We start from the raw sequence: 26414 nt of genomic DNA, 5'->3' as shown, positions 1-26414 counted from the left end.
CGATAAACTGTCACTAAAATCATTGATTTTTTGTACGAATGCTTCGCCCTATTCCGATAAAGTAGATCTAACTTCCCCTAATGATTTTTCCGGTAATATAACTGGATAAACTGTACTTTCCTGTTTCCGCAACAGAGGAATGGGAGGATTTAACTGCACATTATTTTCTGTTGTTTCCGGTAATAAAACAGGTTGCTGTGATCGGGGGAAGGTCTGAAATTCCAAATAGCTACTAATGGGAATTCCCCAACTAGAATTAACTATTTGTCCTAACAATTCCGGTGATGGTTCTGTACCATCTTCAAAGGCATAAACACCAAAATCTGGATCACGATTTTTCACCCGTCCATTAATGCCAATTAGCAAACCACTGGCATTAAAAATCGGACCGCCACTCATGCCTACAGCAATATTATTGGTGTAGCCTAAGCGATAACCTTGAGCGAGAGATTTCGGTGGTAGCACTGACACCTCGCCACTGGTAAATCTAAATACTCTGATACCTTGTTCAAAAGTTGTGGCTAAACTCTGTTCCTGATACATGGGAAAACCAGCCGCAAATACGGGTTCTCCTATTAATACAGGTTGATAACTGATGTTTGCCACTTGATAGGAGGAATTGCTACGAAACTGAGTAATAACTAAATCAGTATTACCCATTTGTTTAAGTTGGCGCGATACGGGAGTATAACTCCGACCATCTGGTGTCATAATTGTATGCTGATCACTGAAAGCGACAACGTGCCAGCTAGTCAGAACTGTATAAATTTGTCCTTGACGCTGGACAATTACACCAGAACCAGAAGCATTAGGAGTGAGGATTCGCACAGTGGTTTGTTGTGCCAATCTTTGCATATTCCCATTCCCAGTCTCAGTTTGGGCTATTAAGTAGGTAGGGACTGTTTGAGCGATCGCATTGCACCTATCAAAAAAAGATAATGGAGCGATCGCTAAACTACTCATCAGTCCTAGCCAATTAGCCACTTTATGCCACCCGCAGGGGGTCATTTAATTGAATTCTCCACTACGTCCTTCACTGGGTTGGGATGGTGTGGGCTGACCGTTGTTGGTAGGTGTGATAGGTTGTGTTGTGCTACCTGCATCTTCTCCTAACCTTCCACTCACATCTATATATGGCGCTGCACCACTTTCGCTGAGGGATGGTGTACCAGCTTGTCCTTCACGCCATGCCAGGAGATTAGTCAGTGTTTTTACTGCATCTTGACCGCGTTTGAGGGTAAATATCAAACCTTCACAACGTCCATTAACTTGACTAGCAGTACAAACCACATTTTGTCCATTCATTCTCCCGACGGTGATCAATTTTAGTTGTTTATTACGGCGATAGGTTTCTAATCTGCCACTTACTTCTTGACAGCGCGTTAGAGTATCGTAACCAGAGTATCGAAAATGATTGGAAGTCCACTTAATCCAAGGCTCAGTAGTGCCTTGAGAATTTTGGTATACTGTCACAGGTACACCAGTTGAGCGATCGCAATAAAAACCTCGTGCTTGAGCGTAGCTGGGTTGATGCAAAGAAACAGTAGTGCCTAATGCTATAGCGAAACTCACTCCAGACATCACACCAGTTGTTAACGTCTTTGTCAATGATTGCAGTTTCATGGTGATTTTATAATCCGTAAATCTAATAAACTTTGTTATTTATTATTCCCCAATAATTGACCAAAGTTGCATAAATATATCTAGTTTAAACAATTCTCAGCAAAAATTAATATTTTTGTTTAATTTCATTAAAGCGAAATATAATACATTTTGTTTATTAAAGTATTCGTCAAAGAACAGGGTATCTACATATTAGAGTTATAAAATAATAAAGAGAGTGGGAGGAGGCATACCAAGCGCCTTAAATCTCCCACTCTACATTTGCTGCTGTAGCGGTTAGGAATATATCTGAATACTGCCATTTATTTAGGGGGGTTGACGTAGAATTAACGACAGTATCTATACACAGATCATATTCCAATTGCAGCAAATGTTAAACCTGATTTTTGTTATTTTTATTGACTCTTAATTGAGTCAATTAATTATTGCTAAATTGTTTTTCTTATGCTTAATAAGTGTGAGCATAAATCCAGATATCTCCAAAGAAAATTAATATGTAGTAGTCCCTGATCACCACACCCTTGAAGTCGTTTATCTTGGACTAATGTAACTTAGGTAATTAAAACTTGGTTGCCATATTGGCATTTTATTGAAAGTTTTATTTTCCCAGTTTTTAGAAAAATTGTGAATCTTGTGGTGTAGAACTATGTTGATATAGCAACAATCAATGTAGTGATTTGCTATATGGCAGTTCTTATGCTGATGAAGTACAGAATTTTTGAGGGAATAGGCAATAGCAGACTAGAAACCGGTGTATATGTTCAGTAAGTTTCGGAAAGATGCTGTGTTGGTATTGAGAGGATAGATTTTTTCCGGTGGCAAAATTATGAGCAAGTTTTCTTTGTCAGTGGGTGGAGAGGGGCAATTAGGGGGTTTATTGCGGTTTTGGAAGTTCAATTTTTGACTGTGGCGAATGCGTTGATGAGATTTTTGGACATTTCTAGAATTTTGTAGCAGGTAGAAAATGACAAAAGAACCTGTAGCACAGCAGAAAATGACTGAAATTACCAACCATATAGGTATGGGATTACTACTATCGGAAAATGTGGATATGGTTGATTGAACAGGTATAAATGGGGTTTCTTCCTGTTGTTTCTGTGGTACGTAGCCAATATAAATCAGTTGATAGTAGGCGAAGATAGTAACTCCTATCGGAATTAGGAATAAACTCAAAAACCAAATTCCAGGATATCTTTTGAAAATATTTCCTGAAGTTTTTCTAGCATCGATCTTTTTTTGTAACTCTTGTTCATTATCCATTACATCAATCACACCAATCACAAATCATCATTTTGATAAGAGGAGAAACAAAAATTCTCCCCATTTTTCTAATCCCAAATTCGTTAATCTATAGGAGAATGTCTTTCAATGGCTAGTTGAATCAATTGATCTACTAGTTGGGCAAAAGCTATACCAGTATTAGCCCAAAGTTGGGGATACATACTTGTGGAAGTAAAGCCTGGTAAGGTGTTAATTTCATTGATGAAAATTTCTCCGGTAGCTTCGACATAGAAAAAGTCTACTCTGGCTAAACCAGCAGCATCAACAGCAGCAAAAGCTTGTAAAGCCATGTCTTGAATTTGCTGTGCTACGACTGCTGGTAAATTTGCCGGAATGAATAAATCGGCTTTTCCTTGGGTGTATTTAGTTTCGTAATCGTAAAAATCACTATCAAAGGTAATTTCACCAATGACAGAGGCTTGAGGGTTGTCGTTACCTAAAACGGCGCATTCAACTTCTCTAGCGACAACTCCGGCTTCCACAATAATCCTTCTGTCATAGGTAGCTGCATTATCTAAAGCTGTTTCTAATTCTTGACGCGATCGCACTTTAGCAATTCCCACTGATGAACCTAGATTAGCAGGTTTGACAAAACAGGGATAGTCTAATGTTGCTTCGATTTCATCACAAAGTTTCGGAAATACACAAGCGTTTGACCAAACTTGCGCCCTGGTGACAGCTTTATATTTTACTTGAGGTAGTCCTACTTGGGCAAAGGCCGTTTTCATGGCAATTTTATCCATTCCTGTTGCTGAACCTAATACCCCAGAACCAACAAAAGGAACTTGCATTAAAGTTAATAAGCCTTGAATTGTTCCGTCTTCTCCATTTGGTCCATGAAGAATGGGAAACCAAAGCTCAACTTGTGCAGCTTGCGGTGGAAATTGCCATAAATTGGGAGTTACAGTTGACTGTTGTTGGGGAACACCAGATTCTAAAACCTGCTGTGCTACAAGTCCTGATTGCCAAACACCATCTTTTTGGATGTAGAAGGGCAAAATTTCGTATTTATCAGCATTTTCTTTTAAACTTAGGGCTTGAGCGATCGCCCGTGCAGAAATTATAGAAACCTCATGTTCTCCAGAACGCCCACCAAACAGCAAACCCACCCTTAACTTAGTCATTTTCTTCTCTATCTCCACAGATTCGCAATTTCCATTATTACCAAAGAAGGGGAACAGAGAACCGGGTGGAGGGAGAATTGTGATCATGATGCGTCAATAGCTATCAACATCTAAATTGCAAGTTCTGATATCAGGGGCGTAAAATAGTTCTTAATATAGGGTCTTAATCTCAATCGTTATGATTTCAGCAAAATTTACCTTAGAACAGTCCCATATTGATTTTTTAGAACAGTTCAAGGCAATGGGCTTCAAAGATAAAAGCTCGATTGTACGTTTAGCTCTAGATAAGTTGCACCAAGAAATAGAACGGCAACAATTAGAACAATCCGCACAACTATACGCCGAATTATATACACAAGATGAAGAACTTCAAGAACTTACAGATGCTGCGATCGCTGATTGGCCAGTATGAGCGAACTATACCGAGGATTAATTATCAATTTTCACCGGGAAAGTGAATATATTTGTGTTACCCTAGTGTAGTTGTCAAAAATTCCGCACATCCAGGAATTCGGGTGTTTCTTGAATTTTAGAAATGCACCTGGGTGGAGGTTTAACCCGAATAGGAGTAACAAAATATGCCAGTAGTTTCATTGGCTCAAATGATGGAGTCAGGAGTTCACTTCGGTCATCAAACCCGACGTTGGAACCCAAAAATGTCTCCATATATCTACACCTCACGAAATGGTGTACATATTATTGACTTGGTGCAAACAGCCCAATTGATGGATAACGCATATAATTATATGCGAACTCAATCCGAGCAAGGTAAAAAATTCTTGTTTGTGGGGACTAAGCGCCAAGCAGCCGGAATTATCGCTCAAGAAGCCCTGCGTTGTGGTTCTCACTACATTAACCAACGTTGGTTGGGTGGAATGCTCACCAACTGGGCAACAATTAAAACCAGAGCAGATCGTCTCAAAGATTTAGAACGGAGAGAAGAAACCGGCGCACTGGATTTATTACCAAAAAAAGAAGCCTCCATGCTGCGTCGGGAAATGGCGAAGCTGCAAAAATACTTGGGCGGTATTAAAAACATGAGGAAAGTCCCCGACATTGTGGTTATTGTTGACCAGAAGCGGGAATATAACGCAGTTCAAGAATGCGAGAAATTGGGTATTCCCATTGTGTCTATGTTAGATACAAACTGTGACCCAGATGTTGTAGATATCCCCATCCCCGCTAACGACGACGCAATCAGATCCATTAAATTGATTGTCGGCAAATTAGCAGATGCGATTTACGAAGGTCGTCATGGTCAGCTAGAAGCGGAAGAAGATTACGAAGATTACGCTGACGAAGATTACGAATACGATGAAAGTGATAGCACTGACGCACAAGGCGAAGAATAAGCATCTGCGATCAGGATAGAAAGATGAGAAGATGATCAGGATTTAAACATGAGTATGGCGTTAGCCATACTTCTGTATTCTTGTTAATCTAAAACTCTTGAATATATAGTTGTATCTGTCAAGTTAGGAATTGAGGCAACATGGCGGAAATATCTGCAAAACTCGTCCAAGAGCTACGCCAAAAAACCGGTGCTGGCATGATGGACTGCAAAAAGGCGCTAAAAGAAAATGATGGCGATATCGAAGCATCCATGACCTGGCTACGGCAAAAAGGGATTGCCAAGGCAGATAAGGGGAGCGATCGCATCGCCGCAGAAGGTCTAGTAGACACCTACATTCAGCCTGATGGTCAGGTAGGTGTACTTATAGAAGTCAACTGCCAAACAGACTTTGTTGCCCGCAATGAAGCTTTTAAAGCCTTAGTTAAAAATCTGGCACAACAAGCAGCAACTGCTGATAGTGTAGAGTCTTTATTGACTCAACCCTATATTGAAAAGTCCAGCGTCACCGTTGATCAATTCATCAAAGAAACCATTGCTACCCTTGGTGAAAATATTCAAGTGCGGCGCTTTGTCAATTTCTCTCTTGCTAACACATCAGGAGTAGTAGACAGCTACATTCACACTGGTGGCAGAGTGGGCGTATTAGTAGAATTGACTGCTCAAAGTGCTTCAGCCGCTACTAATGAAGAATTCCAAAGCTTGGCTAAAAATGCAGCAATGCAAGTAGCCGCTTGTCCTAATGTCGGGTATGTCAGTATATCGCAAATTCCTGCCGAAACTGTCCAAAAAGAAAAAGACATTGAAATGGGCAAGGAAGACTTGGGAAATAAACCTGAAAACATCAAAGAAAAGATTGTTCAAGGCAGAATTGACAAGCGTCTTAAAGAAATGACTTTACTTGATCAACCTTACATCCGCGACCAAAGTATTTCTGTGGAAGACTTGGTAAAACAAGTAAAATCCAAAGTGGGTGAAGAGATCCAAATTAGTCGCTTTGTACGCTATATACTCGGTGAAGGCATTGAAAAGAAAGAAATGAGCTTTGCTGATGAAGTGGCGGCACAAATTGGTGCTAAGTAATTTTGTTATTAGTTAATTGTCAGTAGTCGGTAGTCAGTTGTTAAGAATATATATTTGATAGTTGGCTACAGAGTATGGATTTTTGACTCATAACTATTTTTATTACAGGTCATGCGTAACACGCTGGCCTGTATTTTATTGAAATGATGATTATTTTGGCAAAATTCCCTATATTTATATTAAGACAACAGACAAGCTGAAAGTTATGGCCAGAGCAATTGAAAGAATAGAACAAGATATTACTGCATTAGAAGAGGGGATTAGAGCGATCGCTCAAGAACTCCACTTAGCTTATGCTAGATATATAAACATCTTAGGATCATGCTTACAAAAACAATTAATTTTAGCCAGTTATTACCTGTGTACCCAAGGATATCCTGATGAATTTCTCAACTTATCACTAAATCAGCGGCAAAAATTACAACAAGGCCTTCGGAAAATCAGTCAACAAGCCGCTAAACAATTAATTAGTTATATTCAACCCTTAGAAGTTACCCAGCCAGAAACAGTTATAGAAATTGCCGAAGAGGAAGAAGAAGAAAACGACGAACACTCTCAAGCCCTCAATCCTTCTAATCCCATAGAAGTAGCTGAATGGCAACAAGATTTAGAAGCAGAGATTCAAGAAACTCTCAAAAAAGTCTCCCAGATGGCTAATATTTTAATCCAAAAAACAGGAGTTTTACCCAAAAAACTACCAGAACCCATCATAGCCGCAGCCGCCGCCGCCATAGAATCCGCAGAATCTTCTAGCGATATGATACCCAGCCCTCCCAATCTATTAAACTTAGTTATAGAAATTAGTGATGAAGAAGACTCCGAAGATTCTAGCCTCACTCAGATCATGGCTATTCACTTACGACTGGGAGAAATAGAATTTGCTGACGCAAAACTATTGTCAGAGCGGAAAGGAATTCGTCATCTTTTAATGCAACTTAATAAAGTAGGACGGGACTATCAAAAAAAACAGCGAGAACTGAAAATTTCTGAAGCTGAAGCTGCTTGGCGTGCCAGTTGGTTCGAGGATTAGTAACCTTTGGGGACTTCCAAGAAATAAATTATCCGGATTAACTAACCGCAGAGGCGCAGAGAACGCAGAGAAATGAGGGTTTGAGAGATTTTTTACGTTAGGTGGTTGAGTGTTTTTTATTTGGAAGTCCCTTGGGAAATTAAAAATACCAAATCAAAAATTTAGAAATTTCATGAGTTCATATAAAGAATAATGTGTAGACACAGCTTTATATTTACTAACTTTCCAAAAAATCTCTTCAGAATTAGAAATAATTTCTACTGTAATTTGTGCAGATTTGCCACTTTGTAAAACTGTAAATCCTACTCTTTCTAAAGCACGAATCGTCCAAATATTAGCAACACCTTCACCTATCAAATTAACTGTTCCTTTTTCAGGTATATGCAGATTAAATGCCCCAGAAAAAATATTAAATTCCACACCCTCACTGCGGAAAGTATCAGCAAATGCACCACTTAATATCAAATCTTCTGGTGCGCCAACATGGAGAATACCATTAATTCCTAACAGCCAAATTTTATCAGCAAGGCGCAAAGCTAAATCTAAATCATGGGTAGAAAGCAAAATTGCTTGATTTGTATCCCTTGCTAATTGACGTAACAATTGCATAATTTCCACCCGTCGTGGTAAATCTAAAAATGCTGTTGGTTCATCCAATAACATCACCATAGGGGACTGCGCTAAAGCCCTAGCAATCATAATTTTCTGTCGTTCACCGTCACTTAATTCGCTCACATTCCGTTGGGCTAAATTTACCGCTCCCACAGATTTTATCGCCCAATTAATAATCTCCTCATCTTCAGGTGTTAACTTTCCCCACCAGTCAGTATAAGGATATCTGCCCATACTCACCAAAGCATAAGCTGATAACATTCCCACATCAATTTTTTCAGTCAATACCAAACTTAAACGTTTTGCTAATTCCTGTGGTGGTAACTTGTAAATATCATTTTCTAAAAGTTTGACTTCCCCAGCAATTGGTGGTTGCATTCCTGCCAGAGTTCGCAATAAAGTAGACTTACCAGCACCATTAGGACCAAGTAGACAAACTAATTCTCCTGTTTGCAAAGTTGTAGAAATATGAGATGCAACATTCCGAATAGTTTTCTGGGAAGTCTGATAACCAATAGTCAAATTATGAGTTGTCAGAATTGAATTACTCATGAAGGGAAAGATTTTTTTGAATTACGTTTGAGAATTACCCAAGTAACAACAGGAGTTCCAATTAAAGCCGTAATAGCATTTAAAGGTAAAACCATTTGATTTATCAGAATTTGGGAAGACAAATCAGCAACTAAAGCTAAAATTGCCCCCATAATTATGACACTAGGGATTAATATCCGATGATCTGAAGTATTAAAAAAACTACGGCAAAGATGAGGAATTGCCACACCTAAAAATGCTATCGGACCACAAAAAGCAGTAATCGCGCCTGCTAATATTGACGCACTGCTAATCACAGAAAATCTGGTTTTTTGTACTGTTAGCCCTAAACTGCGTGCATAAGATTCACCTAATAAAAGTGCATTTAAAGATTTTGATTGCAGCACAGCAATTAATAAACCTACACAAATAACTGGAGCTAAAATAGCTAATTGTTGCCAAGTTACCCCAGAGAAACTGCCAAAAGTCCACATTATATAACTTTGAATCCGTTCTTTTGAACTAAATTGCAACAAAATACTGACTATTGCGCTTGTCGCATATCCAAATAATAAACCTAAAATTAACAGCGTCATTGTGTCTTGCACACGACGAGAAACAACTAACATCAACCCTAATACTGATGCTCCACCAAAACTTGCCGCTATAACTAAACTAAAATCACCAATTATTCCTAAATCAGTTAATAACGTCGGTACAGTCACACTTGCTGTCAGTAAAACCAACGCTACTCCTAAACTTGCACCAGAACTAATTCCTAATACAAAAGGACCTGCTAAAGGATTTTTAAATAGAGTTTGCATTTGCAAGCCACTTACCCCTAAAGCTGCACCAGCTAACGTTGCAGTTAAGGCTTTAGGTAAACGAAATTTGAGAATAATATTTGTCCATGTTGTTTTTTCTGCTTCTTGTCCCAGCAAGATATTCATAACTTCATGAATGGGAATATTCACAGCCCCAAAACCTAAATCTAGCAAGAATGCCAAAATTAAACATATTAGTAAAATTGAAAAAATCAAATATTTCTTACTAATAAATTTCCTAAGTAAAAATCTATTAATAACCTCATGCTTTTTAATTAACATTATTTATTCACTTTTTGATAGTAAAATAGGGTATAATTAGGTAATATTTCTGGATGAAATATTTTAATTAAATCAGATAAAACCACATCAGGGTTACTAATGCCACTTTGCCAGTAGTCATTACCACCATTGGGACTAAGGCGAGCATTATTATTATAGAGATTTCCTTTTTTGAAAGCATGAAAATCACCATAACGATTATCTTCAGTTACAACATCTTTTAAACTGTTCCAAGATTGTCTAAGATTTAACCAATAATCAGCATTAGCAGCCCGTTCAAACACAGCTTCAAAAGATATAGGTAAACTACCAGAAGATTTATCCTCACTCCAGAGATAATTTGCGCCTGCGTCGGCTAGATATTTAGCCACATAACTATTACCACCTGGTGTATACCAAGTCCCTTTAAAATTGAATCCTACAAACACAGTTGGCCGATTTTTAACAGCTTTCACTTTACTAGCAATATCTTCGTATTTCTTAGCAATTTCAGCAAATATCTTTTCCGCCTCTTCCTCCTTATTAAAAAATAAAGCAGTAAATTTTAACCATTCACTTCTCCCCAGTGGAGTATCTTCCATATATTCAGCATTTATCGCCACCTTTAACCCAGCTTCCAACAACTTAGGAAAACTATCAGTTTGTTGATTCCCAGTCCCAAAAGTGGTAACTAACTCAGGATTAAGTTCTAAAACCTTCTCCACATTCACAGTAGAATTATTCCCCACAGATACAACCTTACCAGCCTTGATTCTGTCAATAAATTCTGGTGTAGTTACTTGCTTAATATCACTAACACCGATTAACTTATCAACAACATTTAACCTAGAAAAATGTGGTAAATGAGTTGTAGAAAGAGAAATCACAGAATTTACAGGTGTAGTAAATACTTGGGATTTCTCAAACCCTGCTGGTGTCGGTGTACCGCATTGAACCAAAACATATTTAAAACCTGTTTTAGCATTTTTCCAAGGATTTTTAATTGTCACAACTTTGTAGTTTTTATAATATTCAACTGCAAAACCGATAGCATGATGAACCTTCACCTTATTGGGAAAATAATCAACATTAGGATCATAACTTTGAACACAACTATTATTAGCAGAACTAACAACCAGACTATTCTGAGAACCTTGACAAGAAACAATCAAAACAGCAACTAAAAACAACTGACATAAAAAAGTAATAACCTTAGACTTCCCAAAAACCATCTTCAATATTTCTCTTTGCGCCTCTGCGCCTCTGCGTGAGAAAATAACCCTACCCAAATACAAACTAAGGATATATATATTCAACAACCTTATTCCCCTCAACCAAATGTTCCTGTACAATTCTTTCTGCAACTTCCGGTTTAACACGACTGTACCAAGTTCTATCAGTAGAATGATAAACAACAGGACCTAACTTACAAACTTGTAAACAACCACTTGTTCTCACTTCCAAATCTAATTCCGCTTTTTCAACAGCAGCCTTTAAAGCATCAAAAGTAGGTTGCCATTTTCGAGAAGGATAACAACGTCCAGAAGTGCAAACTGCAATATAGGCACATTTGAGAGGATTTTTAGTAAAAGGAATTGGCTTTTTACCTAATACATAAATATCTCTAAGTTCCTGATAAAAATCCAACTTTCTAAAATCTCCCTTCCCTTCAGGAAGCAAATTTTCATCTTCCACATAAGGATTAGGTAAAAATATCGTCATGGCTTTTTCACCAGCACCATTCCAAAATTGAATACCCCAACTTCTCGGTTCACCTTCGGGATTTATTCTTCTATAAAATGCACCCTTACTAATCAACCGTTGCTGTCTTACTTCAATAGAAGTTTCAGCATTAGGACCACCTAAAGTTTCCTCAATACATAAATGAAAATGCCAATCTCTAGTAATAACAGTTAAATATCCATCATAGAGAACGCATTTTTTAGGTGCTTCGTGAAACTCCAACTCTAAAACACTACCTTGTTCCAAATGTCCCAAACCAACTTGATGCCAATTTTCCTGAAATAAAGTATAAGCTAAACAAGCCAGAACATCACCTTGACAATCAAAAAACTCATATTCAATTTGCCAATTACTCCCCGTCGCTTCAATTGTCCTTTCATTTACTGGTGTTACCCAACAATTAAAATCAGCCATAAAAAACCCTCCTTCAAAACTATCTTTTCTTCGTGTTCTTTGTGTCTTCGTGGTTCATTTATTCATTACTTATGGTTAATAAGTTCTAAAAATACTAAAACGTAGAACTCAAACCAACTTGAAAACCTCTACCTCCGTCAGGAAAACCAGGAAACAACTGATAACGCTGATTAAAGAGATTTTCTAAACTACCTGTAACTACCAGTTTATCACTTAAAGGTACACGCAGTTTAAAATCAAAAGTCGTATAACCAGATAAAAATTCTGTATTTGTATTATTAGTAGGATATCCATTTAAGGAATTCATTAATAAACCCAAATACAAACCTTGAGGATTTTCATAAGAAACTCCCAAATTTAATTTATCTGCACCAGCAAAGCGCAATTCTTTGTCAATTTCCGCCGCATTAGAACTTTTCAAAATACGTGGATCATTTGCCGTGTAATTAACGAAAGTATAAATGTTTTTGGCAAGTTGCAAATTCAAAGTAGCCTCAATTCCCATAGTTTCCACCAGTCCGATATTTTCCCAAGTTCCTGTATTACCATTTACTGGTGGTGTCAGTCTCTTAAAGGCAATTGTATCTGATACACTATTTTTGAAAAAGGTTAATCTTACTAAACCAATATTACCAAGTTTTTGGTCAATACCAATATCAAAACTATCACCTCTTTCTGGTTTAAGTTCAGGGTTGCCTATATTGCTAGGGTTGACATTAAATAAATTAGCAATAGTAGGAACTCGGAAATTTTTGATATAATTTGCCCTTAAAGTAGTTGAATCAGAAACAGCATATTTTGTCCCCACAGAAGGAGACGTAACTGAACCATTTACCAAGCTACTAAAGTCTTGGCGTAAACCTAAATTAACAGTCAAATTAGGGATTAATGCTACTTCATATTTGCCAAACAATGCTCCTTGATTAATATCATTATCATAGTTCAATCTTTCTATGTTAGTAGCATAACTAAAAGAAGTATTCCGGACATTAACAGTCCGATAATCAAAGCCATAAACTACACTTTGATTTTTAGCAAAGTTCCAACTATGTGTAGTTTGAATTCCGTAGGCAGTTTGGTTAGTCTCAAAGCGACTTGAACCACTAGGATCAAAACGAGTGTTCAAAAAATCACCATAAACTCTAGCTGTTAATAAAGAATCATCCCCACCTCCTAATTTTGAATTCCAGGTTAAATCAGTTAAAACTTGATCTGTGTATTTGCGATTTTTATCTGTCAGCGAATTAAAAAAACCTTGTCCATTGACTGGAAAAGGAATTGGAACTCCTCCTGGTGTTCCTTGTTCTTTATTTAAGTATAAAGTCGAGAAACTGAGAGTATTTCGTTTTCCTAAATCTGCTTCTAATTTGACATTAAAATTGTTATAAAGCGCATCATTATTTTTTCGAGTTCCTGAAAAATTAGCTTCAGGAATAGAAAAAGGATAATTATTTTCAGCTTGGGTACGGTTGTAACCTACAACCCAAGAAATATCACCCTTTTTACCGCTATTTTGAATACTCTGTTGGTTAAGTCCATAAGCACCAATATTGACTTTTGCCTCTGTGGTAATTTTCTCTGTAGGACGACGGGTAATAATATTAATTACTCCCCCAATTGCATCAGAACCATAAAGAGTTGAACCTCCTCCTGGTAATACTTCAACTCTTTGAATATTATTAGTTGTAAATTCAGAAAGATCAAAACCACCACTTCCCGCATTATTAATTGGTCTACCATCAAGTAATATTAATACTTGACCGGTATTAGAACCACGAATAAATTGACCACTTAAAGCATTAACTTCTGTTCCTACAGTACCATCACCTAATATACCAGGCAGAAATTTAAGTGCTTCTCTGACGGTTCTCGCACCTTGTGCTTCCATTTCTTCACCCGTAATTACATAAATTGGCCGGGTAGAATCTTTCACTGTTCCTTCCTGACGAAAGGGTGAAAAAACAGGTTCATTTAATAGCTTCTCAATGACATTTATTTCAATATCAGCTTCTTCTTCCGTCATTGTTGGTGTATTTTGAGTAATTTCTGCTGCGACTGGTTGTAAATCTTTTGCAGAACCTTCGTGTTGGGGAATTTCTATTGCTATAACTTTGTGATTTTCACATAACATACCCAAAATTATAGTCACACTAGACGCAATAATTTGAATTCCTAGTTTCGCAACTAAATTGGTAGACATTTTTGATCTAAACCCCTGTATAACTAAAAATTTAAACAAGACAAAGTTGCAGTCTTTTTCATAAACAAAATGGTAATTAACTAAATTACACATCAGAAAAAAACTGCGACAATCTATCAAGAAAGAAGCCGCGGCATATTTAAAGAATAATAATCATTCTCACACAGAAAATCAAAAATAGCAACAGACATCTGGTGACAAAGATTATACAAAACTGAATATTCTTTTTAGACCGATATTAACCAAGAAATTAACTACAAGTGATGTTCAATTGCGCCCACTAATTTAGTGCCGGAATTTTTGCTAAAATGCCTTTTTTTAAAGGTTCTGGTCGTTCTGACCAGGGTAACAAACCATCCGTTTTAGCATAGTATTTATTTGCACATTCTATTATTGCAGATGTACTTCCATCTACTGGTAAATCACCAAAGAGATAGGTTGATTTTCCTTCCGCTGTCAAAGCAATGACGCAAGAATGACTACAAGCACTCATACATTCAACCCCCTGAATGCAGAATTTATTGTGGAGTTCGCTATCTTGTGCCAGTTCTTGAAGCTGTTGTAGCAGTTTTTGTCCACTACTTTCACCAACTTGCTTACCGTCTTGCCATTTTCCACCACAAGTTGTGCAGACAAATAGAGTATGTTTTTGATTCAGCATTGATTTATAAATGTTTAGGAATTAGTCAGAAACGCAGATATGATACTTTTCTGCGGTAGAGCTACTAATAGATGTCTAATAGCTGTATTCATGCCAATGAAGCATGAGCAACCGCATTCTTCATTTCGTTTGATTAAGGATCAGAATGACAATTTATACCTAATCTAAAGTTTTGAAAGATTCTCTTGTGGACTTTCGACTATTTTTGTCTATATATACCTATAAAATCAGTAAAGTTTTACAATAGACAATGTGTAGAAGGCGTTGCTGATTAACGGTATGAATTTTAGTCTCACGCAAAGGCGCAAAGACGCAAAGGTAAGAGTTTTAAAGGTTCAATTTAGGAATTTATACCTCAATTCAGCAACGCCGTGTAGAATTGCTTTAAAGCCAAACTGATTAATTTTAATGGAAATATTCATGATGTTACTCATCTGTACCACGCAGATGGATGAGAGTTTTCTTTTTACCTGCGGCGGGCATTCTGACTTAGAGACATTCATCTCATTACAGTTGCGGGACAGCGCCAGATTTACACTGGACTTTCCCCCTTACGTTTAATGGCTGCTCCCCATTAAAACCGACAATTATCATGAAATTACTATACTTTCTATTTGTTGTCAAGCCGCATGACAGGATAATATTTGTTTATCCTTTTTCTAGCAACTATGTTAACTATTTTTGTGCTTTAAAATACTTATTTTAAGTTTTTACGTAAATTTACTTGTATTGGAGATAGATGATAATGACTAATGAAACACCTGATTGGATAAGATTACATAAAGCCTTAGCATTTGAGTCTGAACATGGCTTTGTAGATTTAGTAGGAAAGCAATATCGCTTTAGTGAATTTCTGTGTTTAATTTTTGGTAAATTTCCCACTGCTTTACCGCCAAAAGAACGTTATCGTTGGCAAGAAATAGCAATGCAATTTGCTAGTTATCCAAATTTAATATTAGAAGAAAGGCAACATTTAGTAGCAGAAGTTAGAAGATATCTAAATCAACTTCAACAAGAATTAGAGGAAGAAACACCCAAAATAAATTATGAATCTAAAAATCAACATCCCACAACTCCCATTGTTGCCGAAATTAGTAAAAGATTAGCTCCTAAAATTGATCAAAAACTTAGTGATTTACCAGAAATTGGCATTAGAAAAGCGGAGAATTTAGCACGGTTGGCTTTATATACCGTGCGTGATTTACTATTTTACTATCCCCGTGATCATATTGATTATGCCCGTCAGGTGAATATTAGTGAGTTGGAAGGAGGGGAAACAGTAACAATCATAGCAGCAGTCAAAAGATTTAATTTTTTCACCAGTCCTAAAAATAAGAAGTTATCAATATTAGAATTAATCCTTAAAGATAATACAGGACAAATTAAAGTTAGCCGTTTTTACGCAGGTGCGCGGTTTAGTAGTCGTGGTTGGCAGGAAAGTTTAAAACGCCGCTATCCTGTGGGTAGTATGTTAGCGGCTTGTGGGTTGGTAAAAGGAAGTAAATATGGTTTAACTTTGGATAACCCAGAATTAGAAGTTTTGGCAGATCCAGGAGATACCATTGATTCTTTAACTATTGGGCGAGTTGTTCCTATTTATCCGCTGACTGAGGGTGTAATGGCCAATACAGTCAGACAGGCAATGATAACGGCTTTAACAGCAGCGGTGAATTTAAAAGATCCTTTACCTAAAGGTTTGCGGGAAAAATATGCTTTGATGGAATTGAAAGATGCCATTCCGAATATTCATTTTCCCAAAGATAGTGACTCTTTAAAAATTGCCCGTCGTCGTTTAGTATTTGATGAATTTTTTTACCTGCAACTTGGTTTATTGCAACGCCAGAAAAAAGCCAGAGAAATCCAAACTAGCGCCATACTTGCACCTCAAGGACAGCTATTAGAAAATTTCCATGAAATTCTTCCTTTCAAACTCACTGGCGCACAGCAACGAGTTATTAATGAAATTCTTACCGATTTACAAAAACCAGTAGCTATGAATCGCTTAGTTCAGGGTGATGTTGGTTCGGGGAAAACTGTTGTTGCTGTTGTTGCTATTTTGGCGGCAATTCAATCAGGTTATCAAGCGGCATTAATGGCACCTACTGAAGTATTAGCAGAACAGCATTATCGTAAATTAGTTAGTTGGTTTAATTTACTCCATTTGCCTGTTGAATTATTAACAGGTTCAACAAAAATAGCCAAAAGGAGAGAAATTCATTCTCAATTAGAAACAGGTGAATTACCTTTGTTGGTGGGAACTCATGCTTTAATTCAAGATAAAGTCAACTTTCAACGTTTGGGTTTAGTTGTCATAGATGAACAGCATCGTTTTGGGGTAGAACAAAGAGCAAAGCTACAGCAAAAAGGCGAACAACCTCATGTTTTAACTATGACAGCTACACCTATTCCTCGGACTTTAGCATTAACTGTACATGGGGATTTAGATGTTAGTCAAATTGATGAATTACCACCAGGAAGGCAACAAATTCAAACCACAATGTTAAGCGGACAAGAACGACCTAAAGCTTATGATTTAATCCGTCGAGAAGTTGCTCAAGGTAGGCAAGTTTATGTTGTTTTACCTTTGGTAGAAGAGTCGGAAAAATTAGATTTGCGTTCGGCTGTAGATGAACATCAAAAGTTACAAGAAAGTGTGTTTCCAGATTTTCAAGTTGGGTTATTGCATGGACGCATGACTTCAGCAGAAAAAGAGGAAGCAATTAATAAATTCCGTGATAATGAAACCCAAATTATCGTTTCGACGACTGTGATTGAGGTGGGAGTAGATGTGCCTAATGCCACGGTAATGTTAATTGAACACGCGGAAAGATTCGGTTTATCACAACTGCACCAATTACGGGGACGTGTAGGACGGGGAGCAGCACAATCGTATTGTTTATTAATGAGTAGTACAAGAAGTCCTGATGCTCAACAACGGTTGAAGGTATTGGAACAGTCCCAAGATGGGTTTTTTATCTCAGAAATGGATATGCGGTTTCGCGGTCCTGGTGAAGTATTGGGAACTCGCCAATCTGGTGTAGCGGATTTTACTTTAGCTAGTTTGGTGGAAGATGAGGATATCTTGTTGTTAGCGCGACAAGCAGCAGAAAAAGTGATTGATATGGATGCAAGTTTGGCGCGTTGGCCATTAATGCAGGATGAGTTAAAGTATCGGTATGAGCGGTTAATGGGTGGTGCAATTTTGACTTGATTTATTCAGGTGAAATCATATTTAAGTAGTCGTACAAAATAAATTGTATATTTGGGAGAGGGAACAGGAAGAGAGTTTTGGACGATTTTACTTTTCTTCACATACCTTTAAATTTTTCTGTTCACCTACTTACCTCCGCAGACTAACTGAAGATAATTTGGCGTTGCTGAATTAGGGTATGAAATTCAAAAATCAATGATTTCAAACTCTTACTCTCTGTAGACTCTGCGCCTCTGCGTGTTCGCGCAGCGTGCCGTAGGCATAACAAAATCATACTCTTAATCAGCAACGCCGATAATTTAAATGAAGTGATAGCAAAGCTGGAAGCAAAAGCATTTATTCTTCCTCAACCTTAACTTTTTCCTGTGCTGGTTTAATGGAAAAATCAATCACCCATTTCAATTTTGATTGATCTCCTTGCAAATACTCAGCTATAGAATTAGCCACCGAAGCAACGGCTTTGATAGGGACAACATAATCAAAAACATTTGCCATAATTCGCAATGTTTCAGCCGTCCATTCTCCATCTACAATCAATATAGCCAAAATCTCTTTATTTTTACCTTTCCAATTAATAGCTGAGAACATTTTATCTTTAGCATATAAAGATGCGTGTCTAGATGATGACTTTCTCACTTCTATAAATGCTTTAGGTTCATTTTCATCAGGTACAACAAAATCTGATCTAAAATTATAGATAACTCCTTCTAAATACTTGTATTCTTTCTCTCGTTTGTAAGGAACATTAGCTTCATCCAATGCTGTAGCTACAATACTTTCGAGTAATACTCTACCTACTAAATCACGCACAATACCTTCTAATGTTGTTTCTAAACCTTGCAAAATTTCCTGATCTTCTATATTTTGATTAGTTGTTTTACTGCTAAGAATATCTGATAATTTTTTTGCGGCTGGCTTTGATATAGCATTATCGGAAACACTACCAATTCTTTTCTTTAATTCAGATTTACTTCTAACATTAATTAGTCTCTGAAAAATTGGTAGCATTCTCGGATTATTATGTATATAATCAGCCTCAAATACTTGAAAATTATTTGAGGCTATACGAAGTTCATTAATAAGACTTTGTCCTACTTCTCGCATTTTGATATAAACACCTTTAGTTATTGATGCTTCCACATCAAAGATTATTGCTTGTCGTCTTTGCCATTCTTGCACTACATCAATTGCGGTTGCATTTTTCGGATCAAGATTGCTATTAATTCCGGTTAAGATTATTAGTTTTTGTTCATAATCTTGAGCATCTTTAGCTTCAACTAAAGCGAATCCCTTTGTTTCATTTACTAAACTTAAATAAACATCTATATAACCTTTCATGAAATCCATAGCAATAGCGTATAGCGTACCGCTACTTTCATCAATATCGTTAGTATTATCAATCTCTAAATCTGAGTTAAATTCGTTTTGCATGAATATGATACTCCCCTAATTTATTTGAACCTGTTCTTTTTTTCAGAATCCACCTTTCACCCCGTGTTCTCATATTCTCTATATTGATAATATTAAATCCGTTTTCTATCATTAATTGACTCAATATTTCATGAGTAGGAATGTAAACTCCATATAATGCTGCATCGGAAACAATTAAATGAAGATTACTACCAGATCGAAGTATTCTATATAATTCTCTAATAACGTTTTGCATTTGGGCAAAGTAGGGATATATTAATAAATAATAATCTTTTTTGCCAGGTCTAATTTTTCTCTCATTGATTAAATTTTCTATTATACAATCTAAATATTTTAACTTTAAATTTGTTGATAATGCCGAAGAGAATAGTTCTTGATTTCGTTTTAAGTCTGTAGGTGCTGTTGTAGTATTAACAATTAAACGCCGACGAACTTTTTCTGTGATTTCCCTCCATGAACCAGCATAACGCCAGAAGTATAATTCCATCCGTGTCATTTCTGCAAAATCAAAGTTGTTTAAATAAGGTGGAGAAGTTATACAAATTGAACAACTTTCATTTTCTACAGATTTCATATTTTCTGAACTGCCAAAATTTAATTTTGCTTTGGGAGTAAAATTATCTTGTAAATCTTCAATATCTTCACATATTTGTTGGCAGACAATAGAAACGGAGTCATTAAAAGATATAGATTTTTTTAAAGTTGTGGGAGCTTTATAAATACCATCAGTTTGAGCTAAGGAAGTCTTTTCCAGCACTTTAGATAATATTAAACGAAATAATGATTTATGTTCCTGAGGAATTACGTTTTCTATTTCTAGACAACTTGCTAACAAACCCAAATTCTCTTCTGATACCAGTTTAGTTAAAAACTTTAAAGCGTCTTCAGTCCATATTTCTGCAAAACTGCCAGTATAAGATTGAATTGATAATAATAGATTTTCTAAATATTTTACCTGTTGTATATCTGATAGAGGAAATAGTTTTGCTTGTGATATATCATAAAAAAAAGGATGGGCTTCAAATCCTATTGACTGAAAATTCTGAAAATTCGCCTCAACCAGTGTAGTACCTAGTCCAGAAAAAGGATCAATTACAATATCATCATCACTATTCAGTTTAGCCTCTTGTATGCAAAACTTCACAAATTCAGGAGAAAATCCAGCTATGAAATTGTACCATCTATGAATTGGGTAATTATTAGTAAATATATTAGTAGATAATTTTTTATTAGCAGGTAATTTTTGTGTTTCTATTAAACTTGTAGGTGAGTTAAATAAATTTAATTGGAGCATACAATTTTATTTATGGAAATAATGACTGAGTCAGAATAATGAATTTTGAAAAGCAGTAATCAGCCAAAGTTTTAGATTCAAACTTCTTACTGCTTGTTTTACAGCAGGGTACAGGCTTAAAAGTCTCTTCGCATAAGGCTTTGTTCCTCAAAGTTGTACCTCATTTACCTGAAATCTGCTGTATCATATATCAATCAGGTTTCACATTCAAAGCGTATTCCTTAAACCGTTCTAAGTCTGCTTGAATTGTGGACTCTACTACCTTTCCTAGAAACAAATTATCCATGAGTTTACCAATAAAGCCGGGAATAGCATAGGAAACTGTCATTTTGACAACGCTGCTAGTATTACGATCATAAAAGCGAATTGCGCCTTGATTTGGTAAACCATCAACGGATTCCCATTGGATAATTTGGTTAGGAACAATTTTGAGAATGCGCGATTTCCAACTAAAATCCCAACCACCTGTACTTAATTTCCATAGAGATATCTCAGGATCGTCTGGTAAGATTTTTACCGAATCAATCCATTTCATCCACTTAGGCATTTGCTCTAAATCTGACCAAAGTCCCCAGACTAAATCTATGGGAACTTCAACTTCAACTTGTACACTATGTTCTAACCAATCACTCATTAGATTTTAGATTTTAGATTTTAGATTGGTAATAGATGACTGGATAATTAAATCATTATTCCCTATCACCTATTTCCTATTAACTCTTAACTGTCACCTGTCACCTGTCACCTGTCACCTATTAACTGTCACCTATTTCTTCACATTTTCCAGAATCACTTTAGCTGCACGTCGTCCAGAGATTGTTGCACCTTCCATACTGTCAATATAATCTTGTTGAGTATAACTTCCGGCTAGGAAAAAGTTAGGTATAGGTGTTTTTTGGTCAGGACGGTACGCATCCATTCCTGGGGCTTCTCTGTACAAGGACTGAGCCAGTTTGACGACACTGTACCAAGTCATGTTTAAATCTCTGGATGAAGGAAATAGTTCATGGACTTGTTTAAGGACGTGCTGGGCGATCGCTTCATTACTCTGTTTAATAAAAGGATCTCCCGGTGTCAATACCAATTGTAATAATGAACCCTCTCCCGGACGATAATAATCTGCGGGACTAGTCAAAGCTAAATCAGCGAAACAGGAAAAATCAGCATCAGCGGTATATAACAAATTATCTATTCCCACTGCATGATTTAACTGTTTACGTTTTTGGTCATCTTCCAATTCTGTCACCCAACCATCAAATCGTAGCTGTACTGTAGCGACTGGGACAGCATCAAGTTTATAAATATTATCAAATTCAGGCCATTTGCGCCAATCTGGGGGTAAAACGCGCTGAATTCCGGGAACATCACAAGCACAAAGATAAGCATCAGCAGTGATCACTTCTTCTGTATCACCTTGGGAAACTAATATACCTGTAACTTGGGTTTCTTCACCAGATTCAGTAAACTGTATTTCCCGGACTTGGCGACGGGTATATATTTTAGTGCCTCTTTCTTCTAAGTATTTGACAATCGGTTTGTGTAAATATTCATGGGGTGAACCTTCCAACATTCGCAGAATTGAAGCTTCAGTTCTGACTGCAAAAAACTGGAAAATTGTCAACATACAACGGGCAGAAATATGATCGCAATCTATAAATCCCAAGGCGTAAGCTATAGGATTCCATAGACGTTTAATACTACCTTTGCTGCCTCCGTGACTATAAAACCAGTCGGAAAAGCTGATTTTATCTAATTTGCGGATAGTTTTCATAGCCCCGTCAAAGTCTATTAAACCTTGAACTATGGGGCTAGTACCGAGAGCGATCGCATTTTGGAATTTATCTTGTAAAGAAAGTTGGGAAGTGGTGAAAAACGCCTTTAAACCATTAAAGGGCGCACCTGTGAAAAAGCGAAAATCTAACGCCCCAGTGCGCCCACCTTTATTAATAAAAGTATGGCTATGTTCCTTCAAACGTAAATTTTCTCCCGCTCCCACTTTCTCCATTAATTCAAAGAGATTGTAGTAGCAGCCAAAAAAGACGTGCAGCCCCATTTCAATATGATTGCCATCACCATCTACCCAACTGCCGACTTTACCACCCACAAACGGACGAGACTCGAAAATTTCTACCTCACAGCCCGCATCTACTAAATCTACAGCAGTTGCTAAACCAGCTAGTCCCGCACCCACAATTGCAACGCGCATTCCCTCGTTCCTTCTTCAGTTTCTTTACAAATTGTAACTGAATTGATGCGGGAATTTGCTCTTAATTGTCAATTGTCAATTGTCAATTATCAATTGCCTGTCACCTCTTCCCCTTGGGGTAAACTTCTAATTAGTTCCCGAATTACATCTGTTGCCGGTCTACCTGTTTGCTGGCAATATTTTTCTAGTTTTTCCGCTTCTTGTGTTGCTAGATTAACTGTTATCCGTTTAACGGCCCATTTTTTATTTGTCATTATCATGCACTTAGCTGTATATTAACTTTATTCAGAAATTTTGATGACACAAGGCGAGAATGAAACTTTAAAGAAAGTAACAAAAACACTAATTTTATTAAAAATCTTCAATTTGTCAATCATTGACAATCTTAAAAACTTTGCTTAGATGCTGTAAATTCCTTTTTCTTGGGGATTAATTGTGTTTTGAAGCTCAGGGGCATTGATTCGACCTATCAATGTGTAGATTATAGATATCCTACTAATTTAATTTATAAATTTTAGGCATACCTATTTATTTAGTCAACTATTTTAAGCTCAATTCTTCTGGTGACAGTGAATGGGCTTCCAATAAAGCCATCATATCTTTTAATTGGGGATTGCCACGAGAAGCCCCTGTCAGTCCTTTAGCAATAATTAAACCGCAATAGCCATTGGTATTTTGACATCGCTGATGCCACTTTTTCCTTGCTTCTATATGCACTGGGTCATCATCTAAAAATTGCCCAAACAAAAATAATTCATGATTGTGTGTTTGTAATAAACCCAAGTCATAATCATCGTCATCGAAGGGATCAGCTATATTATGAAAACAAATTGCGTTCAATCCTCCGTTCTCTTGAATATTTTCAATAATAGCCTTAGCTTTAGGGCGAGAGGTTTGAATGATAATTATTGGTAAACCGTCACCTATTTGTGCAAATTCACCTGCGGCTTGATAATTATCGCCTTGACGGAGGTAATTTAATGTTTCCCAAGACAACACACCCAAACTCATAAACGCGTCCTCTGGGATTAAGTCGTCTCTGATGGCTTGGAATATGGAATCATCATCATCATCATCATCATCATCCAAACCAGCCAGTTCTTCTAATTCTGCTGTCAATTCTGTCATGGTAGAAACAGTGACAGATACATATTGACGATTTTGATCGAGTTCTGGTAAAGAAATCCGATAGCGTCGGCTCAGGGGGGGGAAATCTTCATCATATAATTGCCGATGATGGTCACGGAGAAACCGCAGTAAACTTTCTAATGCTGCAAAAGTGAGAAGTGCTTCTTCTTCGTATAAAACAGAACGTAACCCTTCTAGAGGGTGAATATTACCGAAAGTAGGTTGAATTTCTGAAAGTGGCATATCTGCCAAATTTCCCAGATCATCATCTTCACTATCGTTCGAGGAATCAAAAGTGAGAAATAAACAATCTTGTTTGAGGAAAGCTTCTTCCAAGTCTTGATTTAGATTCTCTTCATCGGAGAGAACAGCAGCACGAAAGCGTTTAAGAGAATCTTCGGAACGATAAAATAAAATTCCATATTCAATTCCTAACATTCCCATGACTGAGGCATAGAGTTTTTCTACATCCCATTTATTGATCTCTATTGACAAAATTTGCTGTTCTTCCAAAAATTCCCAAGGAGCAGCTTGCCAGACTTCAAAGGCTTTATCATGGAGAAGTTTGGCGTACTTTGGTGGTAAGTCGGGAATTTGGTTGTCTATGACTTCTGCAAAAGAGCGAAACAGTTCGTCAATTAGGGGTAATTCGGGGAAGTAGTCAATGGCGATATCTAAGTCTTGTAATACACCGCGCAGATAAAACTGAATTTCTCGGTCTCTGACGACAATTCTTTGGGGTTTACCGGGTTTGGCGGGAGTTTGTGGATGTTCTATTGCTTGCATTAAGGTGCGAACAATTGCTTCAGGTCCGGTGCTGGGATCTACCATATCCATAGCTCTAACAATACCTTCGGAGGCATCCACCCAGAGAATACATTCTCCCTTGGTTTCCGGATCTGTTAATTGGGCGTGTGGTGATGACAATGGACGGCGATCGCCCTCCCATACAGAAGGAATCCGGGTTAATTTCTGCAACCGACGACTGGTAGAGCGATTAAAACTTGTCATAGAGTAAGTGAATCAAAACAAAATTGAGAATTAGACGTTTGAGAAAGGCTAACGAGAAGTAGGTTTTCCTGGTTTCAGATCAAGAGTGGTTGTTGATTTAGACTACTCATGGGCTGAAATTCCCAATATGGCTAATCTTTAAACACACCGAGTCTCTCAATTCTAGAATAAAAATCCTTGCTTGCTGACAAAGAATTCATAGGTGGCAAGAAATAGGAGTATGGCTTATGCGATGCTCTGCTTGCAGATGTTAGAGAAAAATTCCTATTCTGCTCCTTTATTTTCCATCTTCCCATCAACTCATTCATTTTTGCCGTCCTAATGTCGCTAAAATGAAGACAAAAACATTCATAGCAGCCCAGAGGTAATCAAATGCCTCATGGGGTATTGATAAAATCAGTTCAGGAGTTAAAAATTCATGACACAAGCTATGCAAACTCAACAACGCGGCATTCAGTTATCACATAGTGCATTGCGTCAAGTTAAGTCTCTTCAAGATAAACAAGGACAAGATTTATGTTTGCGAGTAGGAGTCAGACAAGGTGGTTGTTCGGGAATGTCTTACATGATGGATTTTGAGGATATCAGCAAAATCACCCCTGATGATGAGGTTTTTGATTATGATGGCTTCAAAATTATTAGCGATCGCAAAAGTCTACTTTACCTTTACGGTTTAATGCTGGATTATAGTGATGCCATGATTGGTGGTGGTTTCCAATTTACTAACCCCAACGCTGCCCAAACTTGTGGTTGCGGTAAATCTTTCGGCGTATAATACTTGAGAAAAGTTTGTCAGTTATTGGTTGCTCATCACAACTAATAATTGACAATTGACAATTGACAATTGACAATTAATAACTGATTTAGGACACATGACTAATACAATTGATTCCTTGTTTGATACAGGTTTAGAACGATACAAAGCTGGAGAATCTGTAGAATCTCTCATTCCTGTATTTAAAGAAGTATGCGATCGCTCTCCTAAAGCCAGTTCAGCCTGGATTTGTCTAGCTTGGCTCTATCTCCTTGATAACAAAGGTCAATTGGCTTTTAAAGCTGCTAATAAAGCTGTGAAACTCAACCCCCAAGATCCACAAGGGAGAATTAATCTAGCTTTAGCAATGCTGGAAACAGGTCAAAAAGGTTTGCGGGAACATATTGATTTTGCACAACAATTGATGTTTGTCAATGAAGAATGGCAAGAAGAAATTAAGAATAGTATTGAAGATGGTTTAACCAGAAAACCCGATTGGAAAAACTTAATCAAAGTCAAAAAATGGTTATTTGAAGAGTAATTAGGGAATAGGGAACAGGGAACAAGGAACAGGGAACAGGGAACAGGCAAGAGTGATTACCAATTACCAATCACCAATCACCAATCACCAATCACCAATC

General features: G+C 37.1%; 23 protein-coding genes and 1 riboswitch. Of the genes, 7 read left to right on the top strand and 16 right to left on the bottom strand.

Translation table 11 applies throughout. From position 1 onward, the window contains the following. Positions 1-48 precede the first annotated feature (48 nt). The 4 genes from FJR04_RS10925 to FJR04_RS10910 all read right to left on the bottom strand — a co-directional run bounded on the left by FJR04_RS10925 (position 49) and on the right by FJR04_RS10910 (position 4028). Positions 49-1008: a serine protease gene (locus tag FJR04_RS10925; protein WP_217359313.1), complete on the bottom strand. Its 960-nt coding sequence runs from the start codon at positions 1006-1008 to the stop codon at positions 49-51. After that, positions 1009-1623: a COP23 domain-containing protein gene (locus tag FJR04_RS10920; protein ID WP_168494508.1), complete on the bottom strand. Its 615-nt coding sequence runs from the start codon at positions 1621-1623 to the stop codon at positions 1009-1011. A gap of 741 nt (positions 1624-2364) precedes the next feature. Then, on the bottom strand, positions 2365-2883 hold the full coding sequence (locus FJR04_RS10915) for a hypothetical protein (protein WP_168494506.1): 519 nt from the start codon (positions 2881-2883) through the stop codon (positions 2365-2367). A gap of 83 nt (positions 2884-2966) precedes the next feature. Further along, positions 2967-4028: a D-alanine--D-alanine ligase family protein gene (locus FJR04_RS10910; protein WP_168494657.1), complete on the bottom strand. Its 1062-nt coding sequence runs from the start codon at positions 4026-4028 to the stop codon at positions 2967-2969. 178 nt (positions 4029-4206) lie between these two features. Here FJR04_RS10910 and FJR04_RS10905 point away from each other — a divergent pair, with 178 nt between their 5' ends. The 4 genes from FJR04_RS10905 to FJR04_RS10890 all read left to right on the top strand — a co-directional run bounded on the left by FJR04_RS10905 (position 4207) and on the right by FJR04_RS10890 (position 7492). Continuing rightward, positions 4207-4440, top strand: coding sequence for a hypothetical protein (locus FJR04_RS10905; protein WP_168494380.1), 234 nt, complete (start codon positions 4207-4209; stop codon positions 4438-4440). 166 nt (positions 4441-4606) lie between these two features. Next, the gene (gene rpsB / locus FJR04_RS10900; protein WP_168494504.1) at positions 4607-5380 is read left to right on the top strand and encodes a 30S ribosomal protein S2; all 774 of its coding nucleotides are present in this window, start codon (positions 4607-4609) and stop codon (positions 5378-5380) included. A gap of 140 nt (positions 5381-5520) precedes the next feature. Further along, entirely contained in the window at positions 5521-6462 is a 942-nt protein-coding gene (gene tsf, locus FJR04_RS10895) for a translation elongation factor Ts (RefSeq protein ID WP_168494501.1), read from the top strand. Between the two features lie 205 nt (positions 6463-6667). Further along, on the top strand, positions 6668-7492 hold the full coding sequence (locus tag FJR04_RS10890; protein ID WP_168494499.1) for a hypothetical protein: 825 nt from the start codon (positions 6668-6670) through the stop codon (positions 7490-7492). 153 nt (positions 7493-7645) lie between these two features. Here the strand turns inward: FJR04_RS10890 and FJR04_RS10885 are convergent, their stop codons facing one another. The 6 genes from FJR04_RS10885 to FJR04_RS10860 all read right to left on the bottom strand — a co-directional run bounded on the left by FJR04_RS10885 (position 7646) and on the right by FJR04_RS10860 (position 14738). Further along, positions 7646-8656: an ABC transporter ATP-binding protein gene (locus tag FJR04_RS10885; protein WP_168494497.1), complete on the bottom strand. Its 1011-nt coding sequence runs from the start codon at positions 8654-8656 to the stop codon at positions 7646-7648. Beyond that, on the bottom strand, positions 8653-9741 hold the full coding sequence (locus tag FJR04_RS10880; protein ID WP_168494495.1) for an iron ABC transporter permease: 1089 nt from the start codon (positions 9739-9741) through the stop codon (positions 8653-8655). The genes FJR04_RS10885 and FJR04_RS10880 overlap by 4 nt, the downstream gene beginning before the upstream one ends. Next, on the bottom strand, positions 9741-10952 hold the full coding sequence (locus FJR04_RS10875) for an ABC transporter substrate-binding protein (RefSeq protein ID WP_168494493.1): 1212 nt from the start codon (positions 10950-10952) through the stop codon (positions 9741-9743). Before FJR04_RS10875 ends, FJR04_RS10880 begins: the two co-directional genes overlap by 1 nt. Positions 10953-11016: 64 nt before the next feature. After that, entirely contained in the window at positions 11017-11877 is an 861-nt protein-coding gene (locus FJR04_RS10870; RefSeq protein ID WP_168494492.1) for a ferredoxin, read from the bottom strand. Between the two features lie 94 nt (positions 11878-11971). After that, the gene (locus tag FJR04_RS10865) at positions 11972-14077 is read right to left on the bottom strand and encodes a TonB-dependent receptor (RefSeq protein WP_168494490.1); all 2106 of its coding nucleotides are present in this window, start codon (positions 14075-14077) and stop codon (positions 11972-11974) included. A 280-nt stretch (positions 14078-14357) separates the two neighbouring features. Next, positions 14358-14738, bottom strand: a complete 381-nt coding sequence (locus FJR04_RS10860) for a DUF1636 family protein (protein ID WP_168494487.1) — start codon at positions 14736-14738, stop codon at positions 14358-14360. A gap of 456 nt (positions 14739-15194) precedes the next feature. Further along, a riboswitch (cobalamin riboswitch) is annotated at positions 15195-15338 on the bottom strand. A gap of 145 nt (positions 15339-15483) precedes the next feature. On the opposite strand from FJR04_RS10860, the gene recG reads away from it, so the two are divergent. Beyond that, positions 15484-17949, top strand: coding sequence for an ATP-dependent DNA helicase RecG (recG, locus tag FJR04_RS10855; protein ID WP_168494485.1), 2466 nt, complete (start codon positions 15484-15486; stop codon positions 17947-17949). A gap of 336 nt (positions 17950-18285) precedes the next feature. On the opposite strand, the gene FJR04_RS25905 is transcribed toward recG, so the two are convergent. From FJR04_RS25905 to FJR04_RS10830, 6 genes are all read right to left on the bottom strand, one after another. Further along, on the bottom strand, positions 18286-19380 hold the full coding sequence (locus tag FJR04_RS25905) for a hypothetical protein (RefSeq protein ID WP_217359312.1): 1095 nt from the start codon (positions 19378-19380) through the stop codon (positions 18286-18288). Then, the gene (locus FJR04_RS25900; RefSeq protein ID WP_217359311.1) at positions 19364-20674 is read right to left on the bottom strand and encodes a DNA methyltransferase; all 1311 of its coding nucleotides are present in this window, start codon (positions 20672-20674) and stop codon (positions 19364-19366) included. The genes FJR04_RS25905 and FJR04_RS25900 overlap by 17 nt, the downstream gene beginning before the upstream one ends. Positions 20675-20864: 190 nt before the next feature. Continuing rightward, a complete protein-coding gene (locus FJR04_RS10845) occupies positions 20865-21308 on the bottom strand; it encodes an SRPBCC family protein (protein ID WP_168494483.1) in 444 nt (147 codons plus the stop codon). A 132-nt stretch (positions 21309-21440) separates the two neighbouring features. Beyond that, complete coding sequence (gene zds, locus FJR04_RS10840; RefSeq protein WP_168494481.1) at positions 21441-22880, bottom strand: 9,9'-di-cis-zeta-carotene desaturase; 1440 nt, start codon at positions 22878-22880, stop codon at positions 21441-21443. Positions 22881-22969: 89 nt separating this feature from the next. Then, entirely contained in the window at positions 22970-23140 is a 171-nt protein-coding gene (locus FJR04_RS10835; protein WP_168494479.1) for a CopG family transcriptional regulator, read from the bottom strand. A gap of 280 nt (positions 23141-23420) precedes the next feature. Further along, positions 23421-25019 (bottom strand): hypothetical protein, encoded by a 1599-nt coding sequence (locus tag FJR04_RS10830; RefSeq protein ID WP_168494477.1) that lies wholly within the window; start codon positions 25017-25019, stop codon positions 23421-23423. 418 nt (positions 25020-25437) lie between these two features. On the opposite strand from FJR04_RS10830, the gene FJR04_RS10825 reads away from it, so the two are divergent. Continuing rightward, positions 25438-25794, top strand: a complete 357-nt coding sequence (locus tag FJR04_RS10825) for an iron-sulfur cluster assembly accessory protein (protein WP_168494475.1) — start codon at positions 25438-25440, stop codon at positions 25792-25794. 97 nt (positions 25795-25891) lie between these two features. After that, a complete protein-coding gene (locus FJR04_RS10820) occupies positions 25892-26314 on the top strand; it encodes a M48 family metallopeptidase (protein ID WP_168494473.1) in 423 nt (140 codons plus the stop codon). Positions 26315-26414 lie beyond the last annotated feature (100 nt).

It is taken from the genome of Anabaena sp. UHCC 0204 (assembly GCF_009711975.1).
In the GTDB taxonomy this organism is placed as follows: domain Bacteria; phylum Cyanobacteriota; class Cyanobacteriia; order Cyanobacteriales; family Nostocaceae; genus Dolichospermum.
Note: the sequence above shows the minus strand (reverse complement) of the source record. Positions and strands in the feature narration are given on the sequence as shown.